Here is a 21,131-nt window from a genome sequence, read left to right as displayed (position 1 = left end):
AGACAGGATGCGCGGGATGCTGTACGGTTCCTCCCGTACGGGCGTGCGTGGGGACGTCGCCCGGAATCGGGGGTATTGGGGGATGTCCGAATCAGGACGACGGCTGCGCCGTCTGACCGGCGGACTCGGCAGGATGTCGGGTTTCGCGCTGTCGATCGCGCTTCTCGCGGTCGCGTCGCTCGCCGCGATCCCGGTCATGGTCGGCGCCGAGGGCGACCGCGGGTGGGGCGCTATCGCGCTCGGTCAAGCGGTGGGCGCCATCGCCGCCGCCGCGATCGGCTTCGGGTGGGGGGTGTCGGGTCCGGCGCGCATCGCGGTGGCCGACGGTCCGCACCGGCGGACGGCGTACGTGGAGTCGGTCCGCGCTCGTGCCGCGCTCTTCGTTCCGATCGCCGCGACGAGCGGTGCGCTCGCCGCGCTCGTCGCGCCGCAGTCGCCGGGGCTCGCCGTCCTGGGGGCCATCACCGCGGCGACAGCGGGGGTCTCGGCGAACTGGTACTTCGTGGGAACCGGGTCGCCGTATGCACTCCTCGTGGCGGAGACGGTCCCGCGGGTGCTCGGAACCGTGATCGGCATCGCCCTGATGCTGGGCGGAGCGGGTGCCGCCGCTGGACTGACCGGCATGCTCGGAGGCCTCGTCGCCGCCTTCGTGTGCTCGACGGTCTGGATCCTCCTCGGGCTGCGGCCGCACCGCGATCTCGCTCCGCGGCCGGCCCGCCTGTCGCGGGTGCTCGCGGAGCAGCGGCACGGCATGGGCTCGGCGCTCGGCTCCGCGGTGTACATCGCGCTCCCGCTCGTCGTGGTGACGGTCATCGCGCCCGCCGCTCAGCCCGTGTTCGCCCTCGTCGACAAGCTCCAGCGGCAGGTCAGCGTGGCACTGCAGCCGGTGATCACGGTCGCCCAGGGATGGGTGCCGCGTCGCGACGTCGCTCAGAGCGCCGCGCGCGCTCGCACCGCGCTCGCGGTGGGGGCGGCGGCGGCATCCGTGATCGGTCTCGTCGTGGTTCTCGCGGGCGGGCCGGCTCTCCGGTGGCTCGGCGGGGGCGAGATCGCGGTGATGCCTCTCGCCGTCGTGCTCATGGCGTTGTTCGTCGCGGTCAACTTCTTCGAGTCCCTCGTCGCCAAAGCGCTTCTGCCCTCGCTCGGCCGCCTCCGCATCGGCGCGCACGCGACCGTCGTCAGCACCTTCGTCGTCGTGCCGCTCGTCGCGCTCGGGGCGGCCCTGTGGGGCGCCGTCGGCGCTCTGACCGCCGTGGTTCTCGGTCTCGTCACACGCGGCGCGGTCGAGGCGGTCGCCGCGTCGCGGACGATCCGAGCCACCCATGCCGTGACCATCCGGGAGGAGATCGATGTCTGACAAGGTGCGCGACGTGGTGAGGCTCGTGCTCTGGCTCCTGCCCGCCGGTGCGGCGAAGAACGCATTGCTGCGAAGGGCCGGCCACCGCGTCCATCCCACTGCTCGGGCGCGCCCGAGCATCGTCTGGCGGGTCGGTTCGTTCGAGCTCGCCCCGCACTCCTCGTTCGGATTCGCGAACGTCGTCAAGAACATGCGGGAGATCCGCCTCGGGCGTGACGCGATGATCGGGCGGTGGAACCTCATCTCCTCGCACGAGTCCTTCGTGCGGCATCTGCCGACCGGCGGCGCCCTGGTGCTCGGCGATCACGCGAAGATCACCAGCCGGCACCAGCTCGACTGCTCCGGCTCGGTGTCCCTGGGGCCGTTCGCCTCCGTCGCGGGTCACCAGAGCCGCGTGATGTCGCACAGCGTCGACCTCGCACGCAACGCGCAGACGGCTCTACCCGTTGTGATCGGCGAGCGCTCTTTCGTCAGCACGCGCGTGCTCGTCCTGGGCGGGGCCGTGCTGCCGGCTCGGTCCGTCCTCGGCGCCGGATCCGTTCTCATCCGCGCGCGCGGTGTGCCTGAGCCCGGCCTGTGGGCGGGGGTGCCGGCGAAGCTGCGCGGGCCCGTCTCGGGCGCGTGGTTCGAGCGCGAGGAGACCTCGACGCACGACCTGTGGATCCCCGCGACCGACACGATCGTGCATACCCGATGACCGCTGACGCGGGGCGGGTGCCGGCGGGGCGCTGGTGGAGCGTGCGCCGACCGGCCGGCGGTCGGTGGTGGCAGCGCGAATGGGGTGGGATGCCGGTGTGGGCGGTCGTGTCGACGCTGCTGGTCATCCCCGGGCTCCTCTGGGCCGGAATGGGACTGCGCCCCGCCCCGGCGGCCGATGTCGCCGCGGCATCCTCTCCGGTGGTGCTTTTCCTCGGCGACTCGTATGTGGCCGGAGCCGGTGCGAGCAACCCGTCGCGCAGCTGGGTGAGCGTCGTGGGCGCCGCAGAAGGATGGCGCGTGCGCAACTACGCGCGCGGGGGCACCGGCTATGTCGCCGAGGTGTCGGGCGAGAAGGCGCCGAACGCCTGCGGCCGCGAGGACTGCCCGGATTTCGCGGCCATGGCCCGTGAAGGCGCGGCGCTCCTCCCCGACATCGTCGTGGTCTCGGGCGGCCGGAACGACATCGGCGCCGATGCGCTCGACACGGGCGTCGCGCAGTTCTTCGCTCTGCTGCGCGAGACGTACCCGAACAGTCGGATCTACGTGACGAACGTGCTGTGGGATGCGACGGACCCGCCGCCGCAGGTCGCTGCGCTCGCGGACGTCGTCCGGGCCGGCGCCGAGGGCATCGGTGCGACCTGGCTCGACCTCGGGCAGCCGCTCGGCTCCGATACCGAGCTGGTCGCGCCCGATGGCGTGCACCCGGACGATGCGGGCCACCAGGCGATCGCGGACGCGGTCCTGGCGGCGCTGGACTGACGCCTCAGCCGGCCGCCGTGAGCGTCCGGAACCACTTGCGGCACAGCAGCGCGGTGATGACCGTGGTCGCCAGCAGCAGCGCGGCGTAGACGACGATGAACAGCTGCGGGGCGCCCCACAGGACGAAGGCCACCGCGAGGACGCCGTAGTCCGCCGGCAGCAGCAGCACGGCGCGCGCGGTGGACGGCGTCCCCGGAGCGGCATCGCGCGGCATCAGCAGCGAGTGGAGCGTGAGTCCGGCGAAGAGCACGACCGACACGAGGGAGTAGGCGAGCGGTGCGAGGAGCCAGACCCCGCCGTGCAGATCGGCACCGTCGAACCCGACGAGGACCGCGGCGTGCACGGCGACCATCTTGCCGGCGTCCACGACGTGGTCGAGCCATTCGCCGGCGCGGGACGAGGCCCCGGTGAGTCGGGCCACCTGACCGTCCGCGGCATCGAGCGCGAACCCGAGCACGAATAGTGCTGCGGCCGCCACCCCGGCGACGACGGTGATCGGTGCTGCGGCGACGACCACGACGCCCGCGATCGTGACGAGCGCTGAGACGACCGTGACGGCGTTCGGGCCGATGCCGAACGTCGCCGCGGCAGCGGCGAAGGCACGTCCGAGCGGCCGGTTGATCCACCGCGAGTACAGCGACACGCCCCGCTTGCCCTTCTGCGCGTCGCGCAGCCGGCGCCAGGCCTCGGCGTATTCCATACGATTCCCCTATTCGCAGACCACCGGCATCCGGTCTATGCGTCCCCTGCGCCACAGTGTACGATGCACGCAGGTCGGCCGCTGCTGGGGCAGCCCCCGACCGCACTGGGGAAACACCGCGTGACGGGGGTCGCGCGTTTGGGGGAGCGCCCGCGAGGGTGCAAGACATTGGGGAACACTCGTGCGTACACGCATTGCGGCCGTGGCCGCTGTCGTCCTGGCATTGATCATCGGGGTCGGAATCGTCAACGTCGCGGCGCCGGCCTCGGCGCTGTCTCCGGGGGTGTCCTTCGCTGCGGAGGATCAGCCGTCGTGGCAGACGAACGGCACCATCTACGCGCTCGGCGCCGCCGGGGGCAAGGTCGTCGCCGGCGGGACCTTCTCGCAGATCCGCCCGCCCGCGGGGCGCAGCGACGCGGCTCGGGCGCGCAACGCCCTCGTGATCCTCGATGCCGAGACCGGCGAGCCCGACGCCTGCCAGTTCGCCGTCACGCTGAGCGGGGGCACGCCCACGATCCGCGCGATCACCACCAGCGCGGACGGCTCACGGGTCTACGTCGCCGGCAACTTCTCGAGCGTCGGCGGCGTCAATGTCGCGCGCATCGCCGCGCTCGACGTGCAGGCCTGCACCGTCACGCCGTTCCGGGCGCCGCTGCCCTCGTCGACCGTGACCGCCCTCGCGCTGCACGGCTCGACGCTGTACGCGGGCGGGCTGTTCCAGACCGTCGGCGGCAACCCGCGGCAGGCCTTCGCCGCTTTCCGTGCCGACTCCGGTGCGCTCCTGCCCTGGACCGCCAACGCCGTGCGCGGACGCACCGATCTGCCGCCGCAGGTCAACGAGGCGCGCGCCGTCGCGGTCTCGCCGGACGGCGCCAAGGTCGTCCTCGGCGGCGACATGTTCTCCATCAACGGCCAGTACTCGCACTCCATCGCGATCGTCAGCGGCGCGAGCCCCCTCGACGGCAGCGGCGGCGAGGTGCTGCGCACCTACCCGCAGGGCTTCATCCCCGACACATCGGTGACCAAGACGATCATCGACGGCGGCGACGGCAACTTCTACATCGGCAACGAGGGCACCGGCGGCGGGGTCTTCGACGGCAAGGCGGCCTTCTCGTGGTCCACGGGGGACCAGGTCTGGCGCGACACGTGCCTCGGCGCGACGCAGTCGCTCGTCATGTACCAGGGCACGCTGTACTCGGCCAGCCATGCGCACGACTGCAGCGGCATCAACGCCTTCAACGACGGCATCCGTCGATACTTCATGGCGCAGAACCCGCAGACGACCGAGATCCTCGGCTGGCTGCCTCTCGGCAATGACGGCATCGGCGAGGGCATCGGTCCGCGAGCCCTCGTCGTCGCGACCGGCCGCACGACCGGCCAGAACTACCTGTGGTCCGGCGGCGACTTCACGTCGATCAACGGTCGGGCTCAGCAGGGGCTGACGCGGTTCGGGCCGCAGGACACCGGCAACCCGCCCACGCCCGTCGCGAGCGCGCAGGCCATGGCCGACGGAACGGTGCAGGTCCGCTTCCGGACCGTCGTCGACGCCGATGACAGCCACCTCCTCTATAGCGTCTACCGGGGCAACGCGGCGGAGCCGATCTGGACCGGCACCGGCAGGTCGCTCTGGTGGGAACGTCCCCAGGTGACATTCGTCGACACCGCCGTTTCGCCCGGCGCCACCTATTCGTACCGCGTGACCGCCAGCGACGGCACCAATACGTCCGCGCGCTCGAGCGCTGTGACCGCAACGGCCCGCGCGGCGACGTCGGACTACTCGGCCGCTGTCCGAGCCGACGGCCCGCAGAGCCTGTGGTCCGGTGCGGCTCTCGGGTCGTGGGTGCAGGATTCCGCGGCGCAGCAGTCCCGCACCGACGCTGTCCCGGCCGCGCTCATGGACGGGGCGACGACGTCCGCCGATTCGGCGGTTCCGAGTGGCGGCGGGTCGCTCCAGTTCGACGGGGCGAACGATTACGCCATCACGGACCAGCTGCGCGCCGGCCCCTCCACCTACACGGTCGAGACCTGGATCAACACCACGACGACCGCCGGCGGCAAGATCGTCGGCTTCGGAAACGGACGTCCGCGCACCGGCTCGGGTGTCTCGAACCTCAGCGGCAACTACGACCGACACGTCTATATGCGCAACGACGGACGCGTGACCTTCGGCGTCTGGGTCGGCCACGCGGCGACGCTGACCTCGCCGCAGGCGCTCAACGACGGACAGTGGCACCACATCGTCGCCACGCAGGGCCCGTCGGGGATGACCCTCTCGATCGACGGGCTGCGCGTCGGCACGAACGGCACGTCCAATGCGCAGGGCTACTACGGCGTCTGGCGCGTCGGCGGCGACAACCTCTCGGGGTGGCCCGACCGGCCTGCGAGCGACTTCTTCGCCGGCCTCATCGACGAAACGGCCATCTACTCCAGCGCGCTTCCCGCGACCCGTATCGCCGACCATTACCTCGCCTCCGGTCGGACCCTCGATGTGAACGCGGCGCCCGCCGACGCGTACGGCGCGGCCGTGTTCGCCGGCGACCCGTCCCTCTACTGGCGGTTCGACGACAGCGCCGACTCCGCCGCCGACGCGTCGATGTTCGGGACGAGCACGGGTGCGTACAACACCGGCGCGTCGCGCAGCCCGAACGGCGCCGTCGCCGGCAGCGGCTCGCTGACCCTGCCGGGCAACGAATCCGGCACCGTCGGCCTCGCGCAGCCCACCGCCCCCTCGAGCGCCTTCACTGGCGAGGTCTGGTTCCGCACCGACACCACCGACGGCGGCAAGATCTTCGGTTTCGAGAACACCCTCACCGGCAACGGCGGCAACTACGACAAGCACCTCTACATGACCAATGACGGCAAGCTCGTCTGGGGCTCGTGGATCGGTTCCGCCGCGATCGTGCAGTCTCCGCTGTCGTACAACGACGGAGCCTGGCACCAGGCCGTCGGGGTCATCGACACCTCCGGGCGCAAGCTCTACGTCGACGGCCAGCTCGTCGCCTCCAGCAACGTCCCCGGCGCCGAGACCGGGTCGGGACGCTGGCGGGTCGGCGGCGGCAACATCGGCGGGTGGCCCGGACAACCGAACTCGTTCTACTTCCGCGGAGACCTCGACGAGTTCGCGATCTATTCGAGCACGCTCGACGCCGCCACGATCGCGCGTCACTTCGCGATCGGCGTCGCCGACACCACGCCGCCCAGTGCGCCGGGAGCCGCGTCCGCCTCGCTGCAGGCGGACGGCGTCCACCTCAGTTGGGCGCCGGCGACGGACAACCGGTCGGTAGCGTCGTACACCGTCTACCGGGGAGCGACGGCGGACTTCGCTCCGGGCGAGGACACCCGGCTCGGGACGACCACGACCACGTCGTTCGTCGACAGTGCGCAGTTCTCCGGCAGCCGCTACTACCGCGTCGTGGCGGTGGACGCGGCGAGCAACGTGGGTCCCGCCACGGCGGCCGTCGCCGTCGAGCGGCCCGATGTCACGGCTCCGTCGGCGCCGACATCGCCGGTGGCGATGCTCGGCGCGGACGGCATCGCGCTGTCGTGGACGGCCTCTTCTGACGACGTCGGAGTCACGAGCTACCGTGTGCACCGAGGCGCGACGTCGGACTTCGCGGTGACGGCCGACAACGCCGTCGGAACATCGGCGACACCGTCCTTCAGCGATCCGGTCGGTGCACCGGGCACGTACTTCTACCGGATCGTGGCGCTGGATGCCGCGGCCAACGCGAGCGAGGCCTCGGCGGCGGTATCGGCGACGATCGCCGCGCCCGACACGGCGGCGCCCAGCGCGCCCGGCGCTCCCGCGGCGACGCTGTCGGGCAGCACCGCACGGGTGAGCTGGACGGCCGCGACGGACGACACCGGCGTGACCGGCTACCTCGTCCACCGCGGTTCCGACGCCGCGTTCGAACCGAACGGCGCCAACCGTGTCGCACAGGTGACGGGGCTCGGCTACGACGACACCGGTCTCACGCCCGGTGTGTACCACTACAAGATCCGGGCGGTCGACGCTGCCGGAAACATCGGCGCGGCGGCATCCGTGTCGGTGACCGTCGAGTCGGCAGCCGAGCCGGTGACGGTGCGCGTCCCCGTGGCCGACGACGCGATGCTCTCCCAGGCCGCGCCGACGACGAACTACGGCTCGCTGAACCAGATCTCCAGCCGGGCCGGTGCGTCGTCCGTCGAGTCTCTGCTGTCGCTCCCGCTGCCGACCGCGCCCGCGGGGACGGCGCTGACCCGGGCCACGCTGAGCGTACGCACGTCGACCGATCCCACGGCCGGAACACTCGACGCGACGGACTTCGCGGTCATCCCCGACACCTGGAACGAGTCGACGGTCACGTGGAGCACACGGCCGACCACATCGGGAACGCCGCTCGGCCGCCTCGGGCAGGCGCCCGCGACGAACACGGCGTACGCCGTCGACCTGTCGGCGACCGCGCTGCAGGCGCGCCTGGGGTCGACGGCCACCATCCGGATGACCGGGGCCGGGGCGGACAACCTCCGGCTGTGGTCGTCCGAGGCGGCCACCGCCAGCTACCGTCCCGTGCTGGCGCTCGAGTTCACTCCGCTCAGCGCATCCGACACGACCGCCCCGACGGCGCCCACCGGCGTGCAGGCGTCGGCCTCCGGCGCGACGGTCGGTCTCGGCTGGACGGCGGCGACGGACGACCGAGGCGTCGTGCGCTATGAGATCCACCGCAGCGCGACGCCCGGATTCGCGGTCAGCGCCGCGACGCGTGTGGGCGAGTCGACCGCGACGTCGGCGACGGACGGTCCGCTCGCGCCGGGGACGTACCTCTACCGGGTCGTGGCCTTCGACGCGGCCGGCAACGCCGGTCCCGCGTCGACCGAGGCAATGGTCACGATCGCGGCGCCCGACACGACGGCACCGACCGTTCCCGGCACACCCGCCATCGCACTCAGCGGCACCAGCACGCAGGTTTCGTGGGCGCCGAGTTCGGACGCCTCCGGTGCCGTCACCTATGACGTGTACCGCGGTGCCTCCGCCGGGTTCACCGCCGATGCGGCCAGTCGGATCGGATCACCGACCGGTACGAGCTTCACCGACGGGCCCCTGGCGCCCGGCACCTACTGGTATCGCGTGAGCGCGCGTGACAGCAGCGGCAACAGCAGCGCGGCGTCGGCTGCGTCGTCCGTGACGGTCGCCGCACCGACGCAGACGGCGACGGCGACGGTGACCGTCGACGCGGATGCGGCGGCCTACTCGAGCATGCCGGCGCAGAACTACGGCACCGCCAACCAGCTCGTCTCCCGAGGGGACGTGGGGCAGCAGAGCTTCCTCCGGCTCACGCTGCCGACCCTCCCGCCGGGTGCGACGCTCGTGTCGGCGGCGTTCAGCGTGCGCACCTCCACCGATCCGACGGCGGGCAGTGCCGGGACGCACGACCTACACCTCGTCACGGGAGCCTGGGAGGAGTCGACTCTGACGTGGGCGAACCGGCCCACCGCGACCGTCGGCTCCACGGCCCTCGGGATGCTGACGGGTGCGACCGCGACGAACACCGCGTACACCGCGGCGCTCGCCGTCGATCAGCTCACGCCGCTGCTGGGTCAGACGGTGACCCTGCGGCTCTCGACCACGTCGGCCGACAACCTGCGGATCCTCTCGCGCGAGGCGACGACTCCCGCGCAGCGCCCCACTCTCACGCTCACGTACTCCGTCTCCTGAGCGGCGACGACGAACGGTCGGTGCGCACGCGCAGCGGCCCTTTCGTCGTGCACGCGTGCGCTGCGCGCGGCGCCGGCCGCTGCGGCCACGAGCGGGCGGTTGCCGGTGCGGGCGCAGGGAAGCGACGCGGGGTGCAGGCGTTCGACCGGGCGGCCGCGGCCGGTTCTCAGGAGAAAAGAGGCGCGGCAGAGGCGACAGCCTCGCCGACGGCGGATTCTCCTGAGATCGGGCGCACCCACCCCGTCGATCGCCCCGGGTGCCGGGACGCCACGCGCGCTGAGCGCGCGCGGCGGTCAGGAGAGCACGTGCCGCGACGCCAGGTCCCGGGCGACGGGCTGCGCGGCTCCGATCGCGCTGGCGGCCGCCCGCGGCGCCGAGACGGCTGCGGTGAGGCTCCGCGCGAACGCCGCGACCGCGGCGTGCTCCGTGAGCACGCGCCTCCGGTACGTCTGGCCCGCGACTCCGTAACGGTGCGCCAGCGCCGGGTCGGCAGCCAGCGCCTCGGCGGCGTCGACGAGGTCGACCGGCATGGCCGGTGCGATGACCGGACCCGCCTGCGACGCCTCCATCTCCGCGCGAGTCGTGCTGCGTTCGTCGACGGCGGCGATGACCGGCCGGCCGGTCGCGAAATAGCTGGTGAGTTTGCTCGGCACCGACATGTCGGTCATCCCGGGGCGCTCGTTCACCAGCAGGATGTCGGCGGCCGCGAGAGTGCTGAGGAACTCCTCCTCCGGCAGCGGGTCGACGAAGGAGACCGCGTCGGCGCCCGGAAGGGCCTCCAGCGCCGCCCGCCGGCCACCGTCGCCCATGAGGACGAACCGCAGGCGCGAACCGCGCGCGCGGGCGACCTCGGCCGCCGCGACGACGTTCTCGAGGCCCTGCTTCGCGCCCATCGCGCCGGCGTGCAGGACGATGACCTCGTCGGAGCGCCACCCGCGGCGCGCGCGGACCGCGGCAGCATCCTCGAGATGGATCTCGGGTACGTGCGACCAGTTGCGGACGACATCGATCGGCCGCCGGACGGCGAACCGGCTCTCGAGAACCTGCCGGAATCGTCGATGGATGACCACGACGCGTTCGGATGCGGCGAACAGGCTCGCCTCGATCGCGCCGACCGCGCCCGCGCCGGTGCCGCCGCCGGCCTCCTGCACGCCGAGCGCGTAGATGTCCTGCACCCAGGTGACGACCGGGATGCGGGCGAGTCGCGCACGGAGCGCGATCAGGCGTGAGGCGAGCAGCGCGGGGGAGACCACGACGACGACATCGGGGGAGTCCCAGCGGCACAGCAGCGCGCGCACGCCGAACGATGTCTCGAAGAGCGCGCGACGCAACGAGCCGGGCGATCTCGGCACGTGGTGGCGCACGCGGCGGACGTCGACGGCCTCGACCGTCTCGCGAGCGGGCAGTGCACGATGCTCGTCACGCACCTCCCACCACGGATAGTGCGGGTACGACGTGATGACGCGGACGTCCCAGCCGTCGCGCGCGAGCCCCTCAGCCATACCTGTCGTGTACGGGCTGATCCCGGTCGGCTCGGGTGCGTAGTTCAGCCCGACGAAGAGCACCGATCCTCGGGCGCGCTGATTCTCGGTGTGCATCAGTAGGCTCCCATCGGCCGGAACATGACTTTGACGGTGCGCCACATGATCATCAGATCGAGCGTGACGGACCAGTTGTCGACGTAGCGGAGATCGAGCGACACGCTGTCCTCCCACGACAGGTCGCTCCGACCGCTGACCTGCCAGAGACCGGTGATCCCGGGTTTGATGTAGAGCCGTCGGAATACGCGGCCCTCGTAGTTGCGGACCTCCGACGGCAGCGGCGGTCGCGGCCCGGAGATGCTCATGTCGCCGCGCAGGACGTTGAGGAACTGGGGCAGCTCGTCGAGCGAGTACTTCCGCAGCACGCGCCCCACGCGGGTCACCCGCGGGTCCGCGCGCATCTTGAACAGCGGACCGGCGCCGTCGTTGGCGGGCAGCAGTTCGGCCAGCTCCTGCTCAGCCGTGTCGGTCATCGAGCGGAACTTGTACATGGTGAACTCGCGCCCGTCCCGGCCGACGCGACGCTGCGCGAAGAACACCGGTCCGGGGGAGTCGAGTTTGATCGCCAGCGCGATGATCGGGGTGATGAGCGCGATGGCGGTGCACGCCGCGGCGCTGACGACGAGGTCGAGCAGCCGCTTGAGCGTGTGGGCCGTTCCTTCGAAGGCCGGGATCTTCACGTGGATCAGGGGGAGGCCCTCGATGGGGCTGAGGCGGATGCGCGGCCCGGCCACGTCGGCGAGGTGGCTCGACATGATGAGCTCCGCCGCGGTGCCCTCGAGCTCCCAGGCCAGCGAGCGCGAGAAGTCGGGATCGTCGTCGGGCACACTCGCCACGACGATGGTGTCGGCGTGCTCCTCGCGGGCGACGCGGGCGATGTCGCGCGCCGTCGTCACGAGATGGACCCGCGTTGCGTCGGTCCACTCGACCGTGTCCGTGAGGGCGAGCGCGATGACGGCGTAGCCGTTGTCGGCGAGTGCGAGCTGCCGGGCGGCGTAGTCGACGTCGCGACGACGACCCGCGATCAGCGTGCGCGAGGCGTCCTCGCCGCGGCGACGTCGCTCGCGCAGCCACGCGCGCCACCGCCAGCGCGTCACCAGGAGGGCGACGAGCCCGGCGGGGAGGGCGACCATCATCTGGACGCGCAGGCCCTCCCACTGGGCAATCTCAAAGGCCACCGCCAGCGTTCCGAACGTCATGCCGGTCGCGTTGGTCACGCGTCGGTACTCCTGCGACCCCGTGCCCATGACCTGCGGCTGCCGCGATCCGAAGAGGGCGAGGGCGAGCAGCCAGACCGTCACGCTGGCGGCTGCGGTGCCCGCGGTCCCTCCCACGGGCGCACCGGTGCGCAGAGCGACGGCGGCCGCCGCGAGGACGGCGGCGAGGACGATGACCGTGTCGGTCGCGCCGAGGCGCCGTGCGTGCCGCAGCTCGCGCTGGCGTCGCAGCTCGAGGTTGGGCTGCCGACGCGGCGAGACCGCGGGGTCACGGGACTCGGACGAGCCCAGGCCGGCGCGGTCGTCGACGGCGGTCATCGGCCCGGCCCGGCGGTGATCGCCGAGACCGTGCACGAGGCATTGCTGACGCGCATGAGTGCTCCCCCCAATGGAACATCGCGACTGACGTCGCTGATACGGATGAGCGTTCCCAGGCGCGCATCCGATGCGTCGGATTTCTCCGGGCCGTCCCAAAACGGCCTTGCCATCGATTCTTACACCATCGAGGGTGCCCGAGGGAAGTCCCGGCCGATGAATCCGCGATGTCGGTTGTGCGCGGGGGCACGGGACGGTGTACTGTCTGTCGCACCGGCTCAGCGCCGGCTTGGGGAATCGTTCGACCGGGTGGGACCGGGCGAACACGTCACATGCGTTTTGGGGGCGCTATGACACAGCGGATCGGGTATGCCGCGGGGGCTTTCGATGTCTTCCACATCGGCCATCTGCAGATCCTTCGGCGTGCGCGCGAGCACTGCGACATCCTCATCGCGGGCGTGGTGAGCGACGAGATGCTCCTTCGCACGAAGGGCATCTCGTCGTTCATCCCGACCGAGGAGAGGGCCGAGATCGTGCGACACATCGATGTCGTCGACGACGTGCACATCGAGCGTGTTCCGGACAAGCTCGAGACCTGGCGCGAGGTCGGGTTCACCCACTTCTTCAAGGGCGACGACTGGCGCGACACCGAGAAGGGCAGGGCTCTCGAACGTCGCTTCGCGCGGGTCGGCGTGGAGGTCGTCTACTTCCCGTACACGGCGCACACCTCCAGCACGATGCTCCGACGAGCCCTGGCCTCGGCAGCGCGCCGCGGACACCCGTCGGAACACGCCGCCGACATCGCCTGAGCGCTGCCTCCGCGGCGTCGGCGGCCACCGGCGTTCGCTATCATTGCCGCGAGCGACGAGGGGACGCGTCGGACTCGAGGGGGCGGATGTGGGGCGGGGGACAGGTGCGCGTTTGCGCACGCGACTGCGCCAGGCGTCGGCGATCTGGTGGGCGGCACTCTCGGGTGGACGATTCTTCACCCGGTGGAGCCTGGCGCTCGCGCTGCCGCTCGCGGTCCTCGTGCTGGCGCCGTACAAGGCGGCGAACTCCGTACCGGAAGTCGTCCTCGCGCAGACGGCGGCTCTGCTCGGCGCCCTCGTCCTGATCCTCGCGCTCGTCCCCGTGGCATTCGCGGAGCGGCGCCTCGTCGATCCGCGGGTGCGCGGCGTCGTGGTGCTGACAGCGGTCGTGGCGGCGAGTGTCGGCCGTCCCTTCCTCAACGAGGCGCTCGCCGTGGACGCGTTCGGGCTGCAAGCCGACCAGACCTGGCCCGCCCGCATCATCACGAACCTCGTCGCCTGGATCGCCCTGCTCTCCCTCGTCGCCATCACCGAGCAGCTCTACGCGAGCTCACGCGACGCGCGCGAGCGCCTGCTCGACGCCCTGCGCACGGTGACCGACGAGCAGCGTCGCGCCGGTCGGTACGAGCGCGAGAGCCGGGAGCTCGTCGCGACCGAGGTCGAGACCCTGCGCCGCGCCCTGGGGGCATTGGTGCTCACACCGATCGACTTCGACGGCGTGCGCACGTTCTCGGACGGCGTGCGGTCCGCCAGCCACCGCGTTCAGCGCCATGCGAACCTCGACCTCCTCGACGTCGCTCCCGACCATCCGACCGGCCAGGGCGCGACGCGGTCGCGTCGGCGCTTCCTCGAGCGGCTGCGCCCGCCGCCTCTTCTCCTCGTGGGCGCGATCTTCGCCGCCGGGAGCAGCCCGTTCGCCGTTCATCGCGGCGGTGGGCTGCTGCTGGCGCTCGTCCTCGTCGGATCACTCGGTGCCGGCCTCCTCGCCGACCTCGCGTCGCGACGACTGGGTCGCCGCCGGGACGCGGCCGGCCGCGGGGCGGCGCTGCTGACCGTGTGGGCCGCGACCGGCGCGATCGGCACGCTCGTCGCCCTGCCGATCATCGGCGCCGGCTTCATCGCCCTCATCCCCGCCATCGCCTTCCCGGGCGTCGCCGTCATCGCGGCGCTGTGCGCCGACGCGATGCACCGCGGCCGGATCGAGGCTCGTCGGCTCGGACGCGCGCTCCGCGACGTCGCCCGCTCCGCCGCGCTCCGCACCTCCGGAACCCGGCGCTCGCTCCTGCGAGCAGCAGACCTCCTGCACGGCCGGGTGCAGGGCACGTGCGTGATCTTCGCGGCCCAGGTCGATGAGGAACCCGCCACCACGGAGGCGCTCGGGGCCTTCGAGGACTCGGTCCGGTCCTCTCTCGCGCACATTCTGCTCGAGAGCGAGCACCTCCACGAGGAGCCGGCCGGTCTCGCTGAGACGGTCGCCGTCTGGCAGCCGGTGATCGCCGTATCCGCCGATGTCGACGCGTCGTCGCAGCGGGCGCTCGAAGACCCCCTGGTGTCGCTGCGAGTGGTCGCCGTCGTCGCGGAGGGGCTCGTCAACGCGGTCAAGCACGCGGCATCCCGGACGGCCGTCGTGGCCGTCTCGGCCCGTCCCTCCGACGCGGCGCTGCACGTCACCGTCACGAGCCCCGGTCAGCTCCGCGCGGACGCCCAGCTGGGCGGCGGGCTCGGCGTCGCCGGACTCGGGCCGTCGGCTCAGGTCTACCAGCGGGGCCGCGACGTCGTCCTCGAGGCCATCGTGCCGGTGCTCGAACCCGCGCCGGTCTCGGCACCCTGACCCGTCAGGCCGGCGGCGCGCTCCACGAGAGGGACTCGATGTAGCGCAGCAGCACGCCTTCCCGCAGCGCCCACGGCGACACCTCGAGCTCGTCGACGTCGAACACCCGCATCGCCTCGTGGAGGACGACGGCGCCGGCGACGATCTGGAACGTGCGGTCGGCGGTGATGCCGGGCAGCTCCTGACGGGCGGATGCCGGCAGCCGCGCCAGTCGCGGGATCCACGACCCGAGCGCGGCGCGGGGCAGCGTCATCCGTTCGATGCCGGACCACCCCGGCACCGGGTACCCGGCCAGCTTCGCGAGCGAGCGGATGGCCTTCGACGACCCGACCACGTGATCGGGTCGCGGCGCATCGCGCACGTCGCGGGCGACCGGTCGCAGCGTCTCGCGAGCGTGCTCGCGCAGCTGTTCGACCGCCGCCTCTCCGGGCGGGTCGTCGGACAGGAACTGCACCGTCATCCGGCCCGCCCCGAGCGGAACGGATGCCGCGAGATCCGGCAGTTCGTCGCCGCCGGCGGCGACCTCGAGCGAACCGCCGCCGATGTCGAACAGCAGGATCTGCCCCGCCGACCAGCCGAACCACCGCCGGACGGCGAGGAACGTGAACCGCGCCTCGGACTCGCCGCCGAGGACCTGCAGCTCCTGTCCAAGGGCCGCCTCGATGCGGGCGATCACGTCCGCCCCGTTCGCCGCCTCGCGCACCGCGCTCGTCGCGGTGGCGAGCAGCTCGACGACGTTCTCGGTGCGCGCGACGGCGACGGCCTCGGTCACGGCCGCCACCAGCGCGGCGACACCCTCGTCGCTGATCGACCCGTCGGGCTCGAGGTAGCGCATGAGGCGCAGCACCGTCCGGGTGCTCGTCCGTCCGAGCGGGCGGCCGCCGGGCCGCACGTCGGCGATCAGCAGATGGACGGTGTTCGATCCGATGTCGAGGACTCCCAGGCGCACACGCCCACAGTATCGGCCGCCGTGCGAGCTACGATGAGCCCGATGTCCCCTGAAGAAGTGCAGGCGCTGACGCCGCTGGCCCCATCGCTGTATCGCGAGATCGATCGAGCCGACTGGTCGCGGCTCGCCGCCGGCGTCGCTCAGCCGCTGACCGAGACCGAGATCGTCCAGCTGCGCGGCCTCGGCGATCGGATGGACCTCGGCGAGGTCGCGGAGGTCTATCTCCCGCTCAGCCGCCTGCTCTCGCTCTACGCCAGCGCCGCGCACCGTCTCGGCACCGACACCGACGCGTTCCTCGGCGACGCCGACAGCACGACGCCGTTCGTGGTGGGCGTGGCCGGGTCCGTCGCCGTCGGCAAGTCGACGGTGGCCCGTCTCCTCCGCGAGCTCATGAGCCGTTGGCCCGGGACGCCGCGCGTCGAACTCGTCACGACCGACGGCTTCCTGTATCCGAACGCCGAGCTCGAACGACGCGGCCTCATGGACCGCAAGGGCTTCCCCGAGTCCTACGACCGTCGGGCCCTGCTGAACTTCCTCACGGAGGTCAAATCCGGCGCGGCCGAGGTGCGGGCGCCGTTCTACTCGCACATGCGCTACGACATCGTCCCCGACGCGCAGATCACGGTCCGCCGCCCCGACGTCGTCATCGTCGAGGGACTGAACGTCCTCGCCCCGCCGCCGTCGCCCCACGACGTCGCGGTGAGCGATCTGTTCGACTTCTCCATCTACGTCGACGCGGATGCCGATCACATCAGCAACTGGTACGTCGACCGCTTCATGGCGCTCAAAGCCGGGGCGTTCAACAACCCGTCGTCGTACTTCAACACCTTCGCCGACCTCGACGACGACGAGGCGGTCCGCATGGCCCGCACGTTCTGGAACGACATCAACCTGCCGAACCTCGTCGAGAACGTCCTCCCCACGAAGCATCGGGCGAGCCTCATCCTGCACAAGGGCGCCGCGCACGCCGTCGACACCGTCCTGCTCCGCAAGGTCTGACGACCGCGGTGCCGGTGCGCAAGGTCTGACGACCGCGGTGCATGCGACGTGCCCGCCGAGCCGAAGCGCCGACGGGCACGCCTGTGTGGACGACCCCCGCTCAGGGGGAGGGGTACGACCCGAAACCGAGCGGTCCGGTCGGCAGAGCCGTCGAGGCCGAGGCCCGGGTCGCGGTGATCGAGCGGAAGCCGCCACATCTGTGGGGCGCATGCTCGAGGAGCGGCCGTCGCCGCGAGTGTCGGTGAACGAGAGGTGTGCGGTCATCCGTGATCATGCGATCCACCCGCAGGCGTGCGCACATCCTCGATCGACCGATCATGCTCGTCCCCGTATCCCCACGTGCGGCGCCGGTCGACACCGATCACCGCACATCCCCAAAGCAACGCCGGTACGCATCAGCCGGGTCCCACCCCGGCGGACTGTCCATCCTGCGTCGGCCCGGGCCGGAGGCCGCGGGCTGCGCTCAGTATGTCAGAGCCGCGGGCATGCCGGTAGCAGCAATTTCCGGCCCCGGATCTGGGCCGAACGGCGGGCGTGCGCGTTGTGCAGCGCGCGTGCGCGGATGCGCACTGCACAACGCCCTCACGGTGCTCAGATCCCCATCGACACCTTGAGTTCGACACACGTCGGTGACTCCCGAGCCCCCCAAAAGCGGAGAGTCCGCGCGTCGAGTTGATGCTACAGCCGAACCTCGTGTCCGCCAATAGGGGGACAAAAGAAGTTTCGGCCAATCGCTCGGCCCAACGCCTGTATCCGGTAGGCTTTCACCGCCTGCGCAGTACTCGAACCGTTCCCCAAGCGGTGATTCGGTCGTCACGCCGTCCCCAACGGTCCGACCGAGAGCACGCGGGTTGCGGGGCCCTCTCGAGTAAATCAGTCCCCAAATGGCTGACTCGAGAGGGCCCTCGTCTGTCACGGCGAAAATCTCAAGCCTGATCCGGTGTTACGCACTCGACATCCCGACCTGCTAGGTATGAACTCATGAAACTGGGGATCGTCGCACGCGCGCGCGCGCACGCGCGTATGCGACGATCCGCACGCGGCGAGCGTCGGCGACCCTGGCGTCGGCGCATCGCCCTCACGAGCGTCCTCCTCCTCGCGGCCACCGCGACCTTCGCGCCGGCCGCCGCGTCGTCGGCGTTCTCGACCGGCGGGCAGGCGGCGCTCGTCGGTGCGGATGCCGCGATGCTCCGCGATCGGGTGGTGCGCCTGGGCGGTGCGGTCGACGGTCAGGCTCGAGCCGTCCTGCTGATCCACGGGTGGCTCAGCACGTCGCTGCCGTCGGACGTCGAGACCCCCGCCTTCGCGCAGTCGCCCTTCGACCGGCCCGTGCTGTGGCAGGACGGGTCGGCGAAGCCGGTCGGACGCGGCCAGTCCGCGTCGCTGCAGCAGCGACTCGAGGCGCTGCCGGGCGTGGCCGTCTACGCCTTCGACTACTCGGCGAACTCGTCGGGGTGGGTCGGCTCGAACGGGTCGGCCGCGAACCTCGGCGATGCGATCCGGACGATCTCGGCGTCGGTCGGCGGCGCGATCGATGTCGTCACCCACTCGATGGGCGGGCTGGCGCTCCGCTACGCCCTGGCCGCCTCGCCCGAACTCGCCGGGCTCATCGACCGCGTCGTCACGGTCGGGACGCCGACGGAGGGCTCCGACATCGCCAATGTCGCCGTCGGCATCGCCGGCGCCATCCGTGCCTCGATGTCGACGATCCCGGTGCTGCAGAATCTCGTGCTGCCCTGGATCGGGGCCGTGTGCAACTTCCAGCTCTCCTCCGACGCCCGCGCCGGCTGCGATCTGCCCCCGATCATCCGCACGGGTATCGCCGCGCTCGGCCCCGGCGGCATCGCCCTGCGCGCGGGCTCTGACGATATCGCCGATCTGCCGCCCTGGCCGGCTGGGATGCACGTCGAAGCCGTGGCGGGCGCCGCCGTCCTCGCCGTGCCGGTGGTCGCGGACGCGACCATCGACATCAACCTCGGCGACGGCCTCGTGGCGCAGGGCTCCGCTGTGGCCCAGGTCGACTCGGCCAGCGTCGTCACGTGTCGGACGCAGCTGGAGCCGGGCCTCGACGGTCTTCTCAGCATCCTGTCGGGCGAGGTCGCCGCGCCGCCGTTCGGGGGCGCCTGCGGCCACGACGCGCTGTTCGCCAACCTCGCCGTCGTCGACGCGGTGCTCGGGGCGCTCGATCTGCACGGCAGCGGCACGGCGCGCGACACCGCTGGCCGCCGGTAGCCCCAGGCGTCTCGCAGGAGCGCGGCCCCGCCCGATCTAGGATGGAGCCCATGTGCGGAATCATCGGCTACGTGGGTCCTCGGCCCTCGCAGGACATCCTGATCTCGGGTCTCGCCCGCCTGGAGTACCGGGGCTACGACTCGGCCGGCATCGCCGTCATCGACGGCGACGGGTCGCTCGGCACCCGCAAGCGCGCGGGCAAGCTGCAGGTGCTGCGGGACGACCTGGCCGCGCACCCGCTCTCTGACGGCACGACCGGGATCGGCCACACCCGCTGGGCCACCCACGGCGGCCCGACCGATGCCAACGCGCACCCGCACCTGGCCGACGACGACCGTCTCGCCGTCATCCACAACGGCATCATCGAGAACTTCGCCGAGCTGAAGTCCGAACTCGTCGCCGAGGGTCACACGTTCCGCAGCGAGACCGACACCGAGGTCGCCGCCGTCCTGCTGGGTCGCGAGTTCGCGGCATCCGGAGACCTCGTCGAGGCGTTCCGCGCGACGGTCTCGCGTCTGGAGGGCGCGTTCACGCTCCTGGCGCTGCACCGTGACCAGCCCGGCCTCGTCGTCGGCGCCCGCCGCAACTCCCCGCTCGTGATCGGGCTCGGCGACGGCGAGAACTTCCTCGGGTCCGACGTCGCGGCCTTCGTCGAGCACACCCGCCACGCCCTCGCGATCGGGCAGGACGAGATCGTCGCGATCACCCCGCAGGAGGTCACCGTCACCGACTTCTCGGGCGACGCGGTCGACGTCGAGCCGTTCGAGGTCGTGTGGGATGCCGCCGCGGCCGACAAAGGCGGCTGGTCGTCGTTCATGGCCAAGGAGGTCTCGGAGGAGCCCGAGGCCGTCGCCAACACGATCCGCGGCCGCGTGCACGACGGAACGGTGCAGATCCCGGAGCTCGAGGGCCTCGACGAGCTGTTCACCGGCATCGACCGCATCATCGTCATCGCGTGCGGCACCGCGGCCTACGCCGGCATGGTCGGCAAGTACGCGCTCGAGCAGTGGGCCCGCGTGCCGGTCGACGTCGAGCTCGCCCACGAGTTCCGCTACCGCGACCCCGTGATCGGCCCCCGCACGCTCGTCGTCTCCATCAGCCAGTCGGGCGAGACCATGGACACGCTCATGGCGGTGAAGTTCGCCCGCGAGGCCGGCGCGAAGACCCTGTCCATCTGCAACACGCAGGGCGCCACCATCCCTCGCGAGTCCGACGCCATCGTCTACACCCACGCCGGCCCCGAGGTCGCCGTCGCCTCGACGAAGGCGTTCGTGGCGCAGATCACGGCGCTGTACCTCCTCGCCCTCCACGTCGGCCGCGTCCGCGGCGCGCTCGACGCCGAGACGATCGCCGAGCAGGTCCGCCAGCTCGAGGCCGTGCCGGAGAAGATCGCCCGCGTCCTCGCGACCGAGCAGGAGCACATCGAGCAGTTCGCGCACTGGATGGCCGACACCCGCTCGGTGATCTTCCTGGGCCGCCACGTCGGCTACCCGATCGCCCTCGAGGGCGCGCTCAAGCTCAAGGAGATCTCCTACATCCACGCCGAGGGCTTCGCCGCGGGCGAGCTGAAGCACGGTCCCATCGCGCTCATCGAGCCGGGACAGCCGGTCTTCGTCATGGTGCCCTCGCCGAGCAGCTCGCCGCTGCTGCACGCGAAGGTCGTCTCGAACATCCAGGAGATCCGCGCCCGCGGCGCGCGGATCATCGCCGTCGCCGAGGAGGGGGATGCCGCCGTGCTGCCCTTCGCGGACGAGGTGCTGCGGATCCCGCTCGCCGAGCCCCTCTTCGAGCCGCTGCTGGCGGTCGTGCCGCTCCACATCTTCGCGATGGGGCTCGCCACGGCCAAGGGACTCGACGTCGACCAGCCGCGCAACCTCGCGAAGTCCGTCACGGTCGAGTGATCCGCCGCGGGGCAGCGCCCCGCGAGCACAGGCGATCGTGCGCAGGCAGGACATTCCCCGGCGGAACGTCCTGCCTGCGCGGTTCCGCCTGCGTCGCCGGCGGCGGCGCAGCGGGCCGAGCCCCGGG

General features: G+C 71.7%; 13 protein-coding genes. 9 read left to right on the top strand and 4 right to left on the bottom strand.

The window, feature by feature from the left end; genetic code table 11:
• The first annotated feature begins 82 nt into the window (after window positions 1-82).
• Genes F6B42_RS13950 through F6B42_RS13940 form a run of 3 tightly spaced genes read left to right on the top strand, consistent with a single transcriptional unit; the run spans window position 83 to window position 2,815 of the window.
• Window positions 83-1,357, top strand: a complete 1,275-nt coding sequence (locus F6B42_RS13950; RefSeq protein ID WP_150420333.1) for a polysaccharide biosynthesis protein — start codon at window positions 83-85, stop codon at window positions 1,355-1,357.
• On the top strand, window positions 1,350-2,054 hold the full coding sequence (locus F6B42_RS13945) for an acyltransferase (protein ID WP_150420332.1): 705 nt from the start codon (window positions 1,350-1,352) through the stop codon (window positions 2,052-2,054). The genes F6B42_RS13950 and F6B42_RS13945 overlap by 8 nt, the downstream gene beginning before the upstream one ends.
• Window positions 2,051-2,815 (top strand): SGNH/GDSL hydrolase family protein, encoded by a 765-nt coding sequence (locus F6B42_RS13940; protein ID WP_150420331.1) that lies wholly within the window; start codon window positions 2,051-2,053, stop codon window positions 2,813-2,815. Before F6B42_RS13945 ends, F6B42_RS13940 begins: the two co-directional genes overlap by 4 nt.
• 4 nt (window positions 2,816-2,819) lie before the next feature.
• Here the strand turns inward: F6B42_RS13940 and F6B42_RS13935 are convergent, their stop codons facing one another.
• Window positions 2,820-3,515: a CDP-alcohol phosphatidyltransferase family protein gene (locus tag F6B42_RS13935; protein ID WP_223878527.1), complete on the bottom strand. Its 696-nt coding sequence runs from the start codon at window positions 3,513-3,515 to the stop codon at window positions 2,820-2,822.
• Window positions 3,516-3,696: 181 nt separating this feature from the next.
• Between F6B42_RS13935 and F6B42_RS13930 the strand changes: the two genes are divergently transcribed.
• Window positions 3,697-9,210, top strand: a complete 5,514-nt coding sequence (locus F6B42_RS13930) for a LamG-like jellyroll fold domain-containing protein (RefSeq protein ID WP_191089384.1) — start codon at window positions 3,697-3,699, stop codon at window positions 9,208-9,210.
• A 293-nt stretch (window positions 9,211-9,503) separates the two neighbouring features.
• On the opposite strand, the gene F6B42_RS13925 is transcribed toward F6B42_RS13930, so the two are convergent.
• Window positions 9,504-10,808, bottom strand: coding sequence for a glycosyltransferase (locus F6B42_RS13925; protein WP_150420329.1), 1,305 nt, complete (start codon window positions 10,806-10,808; stop codon window positions 9,504-9,506).
• A complete protein-coding gene (locus F6B42_RS13920; RefSeq protein WP_150420328.1) occupies window positions 10,808-12,286 on the bottom strand; it encodes a sugar transferase in 1,479 nt (492 codons plus the stop codon). Before F6B42_RS13920 ends, F6B42_RS13925 begins: the two co-directional genes overlap by 1 nt.
• Window positions 12,287-12,633: 347 nt before the next feature.
• On the opposite strand from F6B42_RS13920, the gene F6B42_RS13915 reads away from it, so the two are divergent.
• Both F6B42_RS13915 and F6B42_RS13910 read left to right on the top strand, forming a co-directional pair.
• Window positions 12,634-13,092, top strand: a complete 459-nt coding sequence (locus tag F6B42_RS13915) for an adenylyltransferase/cytidyltransferase family protein (RefSeq protein WP_150420327.1) — start codon at window positions 12,634-12,636, stop codon at window positions 13,090-13,092.
• 112 nt (window positions 13,093-13,204) lie between these two features.
• Complete coding sequence (locus tag F6B42_RS13910) at window positions 13,205-14,923, top strand: sensor histidine kinase (protein ID WP_150420326.1); 1,719 nt, start codon at window positions 13,205-13,207, stop codon at window positions 14,921-14,923.
• 4 nt (window positions 14,924-14,927) lie between these two features.
• Here F6B42_RS13910 and F6B42_RS13905 read toward each other — a convergent pair whose 3' ends face one another.
• Window positions 14,928-15,872 (bottom strand): Ppx/GppA phosphatase family protein, encoded by a 945-nt coding sequence (locus tag F6B42_RS13905; RefSeq protein ID WP_150420325.1) that lies wholly within the window; start codon window positions 15,870-15,872, stop codon window positions 14,928-14,930.
• A 42-nt stretch (window positions 15,873-15,914) separates the two neighbouring features.
• Here F6B42_RS13905 and coaA point away from each other — a divergent pair, with 42 nt between their 5' ends.
• The 3 genes from coaA to glmS all read left to right on the top strand — a co-directional run bounded on the left by coaA (window position 15,915) and on the right by glmS (window position 21,004).
• Complete coding sequence (coaA, locus tag F6B42_RS13900; RefSeq protein WP_150420324.1) at window positions 15,915-16,871, top strand: type I pantothenate kinase; 957 nt, start codon at window positions 15,915-15,917, stop codon at window positions 16,869-16,871.
• A 981-nt stretch (window positions 16,872-17,852) separates the two neighbouring features.
• Window positions 17,853-19,103, top strand: coding sequence for an esterase/lipase family protein (locus tag F6B42_RS13895; protein ID WP_150420323.1), 1,251 nt, complete (start codon window positions 17,853-17,855; stop codon window positions 19,101-19,103).
• A 50-nt stretch (window positions 19,104-19,153) separates the two neighbouring features.
• Window positions 19,154-21,004 carry a glutamine--fructose-6-phosphate transaminase (isomerizing) gene (gene glmS, locus F6B42_RS13890; RefSeq protein ID WP_150420322.1) on the top strand — a complete coding sequence of 617 codons (1,851 nt, stop codon included), beginning with the start codon at window positions 19,154-19,156 and terminating at the stop codon, window positions 21,002-21,004.
• Window positions 21,005-21,131: the final 127 nt, after the last annotated feature.

The sequence above is a fragment of the Microbacterium radiodurans genome (assembly GCF_008710705.1).
GTDB classification, from domain to species: Bacteria; Actinomycetota; Actinomycetes; order Actinomycetales; family Microbacteriaceae; genus Microbacterium; species Microbacterium radiodurans.
The sequence above is the reverse complement of the archived record's forward strand: the minus strand, read 5'-3'. Positions and strand labels throughout refer to the sequence as shown.

Coding starts and splice junctions, on each gene's coding strand:
- F6B42_RS13950 (WP_150420333.1), top strand. CDS start 83: ATGTCCGAATCAGGACGACGGCTGCGCCGTCTGACCGGCGGACTCGGC.
- F6B42_RS13945 (WP_150420332.1), top strand. CDS start 1,350: ATGTCTGACAAGGTGCGCGACGTGGTGAGGCTCGTGCTCTGGCTCCTG.
- F6B42_RS13940 (WP_150420331.1), top strand. CDS start 2,051: ATGACCGCTGACGCGGGGCGGGTGCCGGCGGGGCGCTGGTGGAGCGTG.
- F6B42_RS13935 (WP_223878527.1), bottom strand. CDS start 3,515: ATGGAATACGCCGAGGCCTGGCGCCGGCTGCGCGACGCGCAGAAGGGC.
- F6B42_RS13925 (WP_150420329.1), bottom strand. CDS start 10,808: ATGCACACCGAGAATCAGCGCGCCCGAGGATCGGTGCTCTTCGTCGGG.
- F6B42_RS13920 (WP_150420328.1), bottom strand. CDS start 12,286: ATGACCGCCGTCGACGACCGCGCCGGCCTGGGCTCGTCCGAGTCCCGT.
- F6B42_RS13915 (WP_150420327.1), top strand. CDS start 12,634: ATGACACAGCGGATCGGGTATGCCGCGGGGGCTTTCGATGTCTTCCAC.
- coaA (WP_150420324.1), top strand. CDS start 15,915: ATGTCCCCTGAAGAAGTGCAGGCGCTGACGCCGCTGGCCCCATCGCTG.
- F6B42_RS13895 (WP_150420323.1), top strand. CDS start 17,853: ATGAAACTGGGGATCGTCGCACGCGCGCGCGCGCACGCGCGTATGCGA.
- glmS (WP_150420322.1), top strand. CDS start 19,154: ATGTGCGGAATCATCGGCTACGTGGGTCCTCGGCCCTCGCAGGACATC.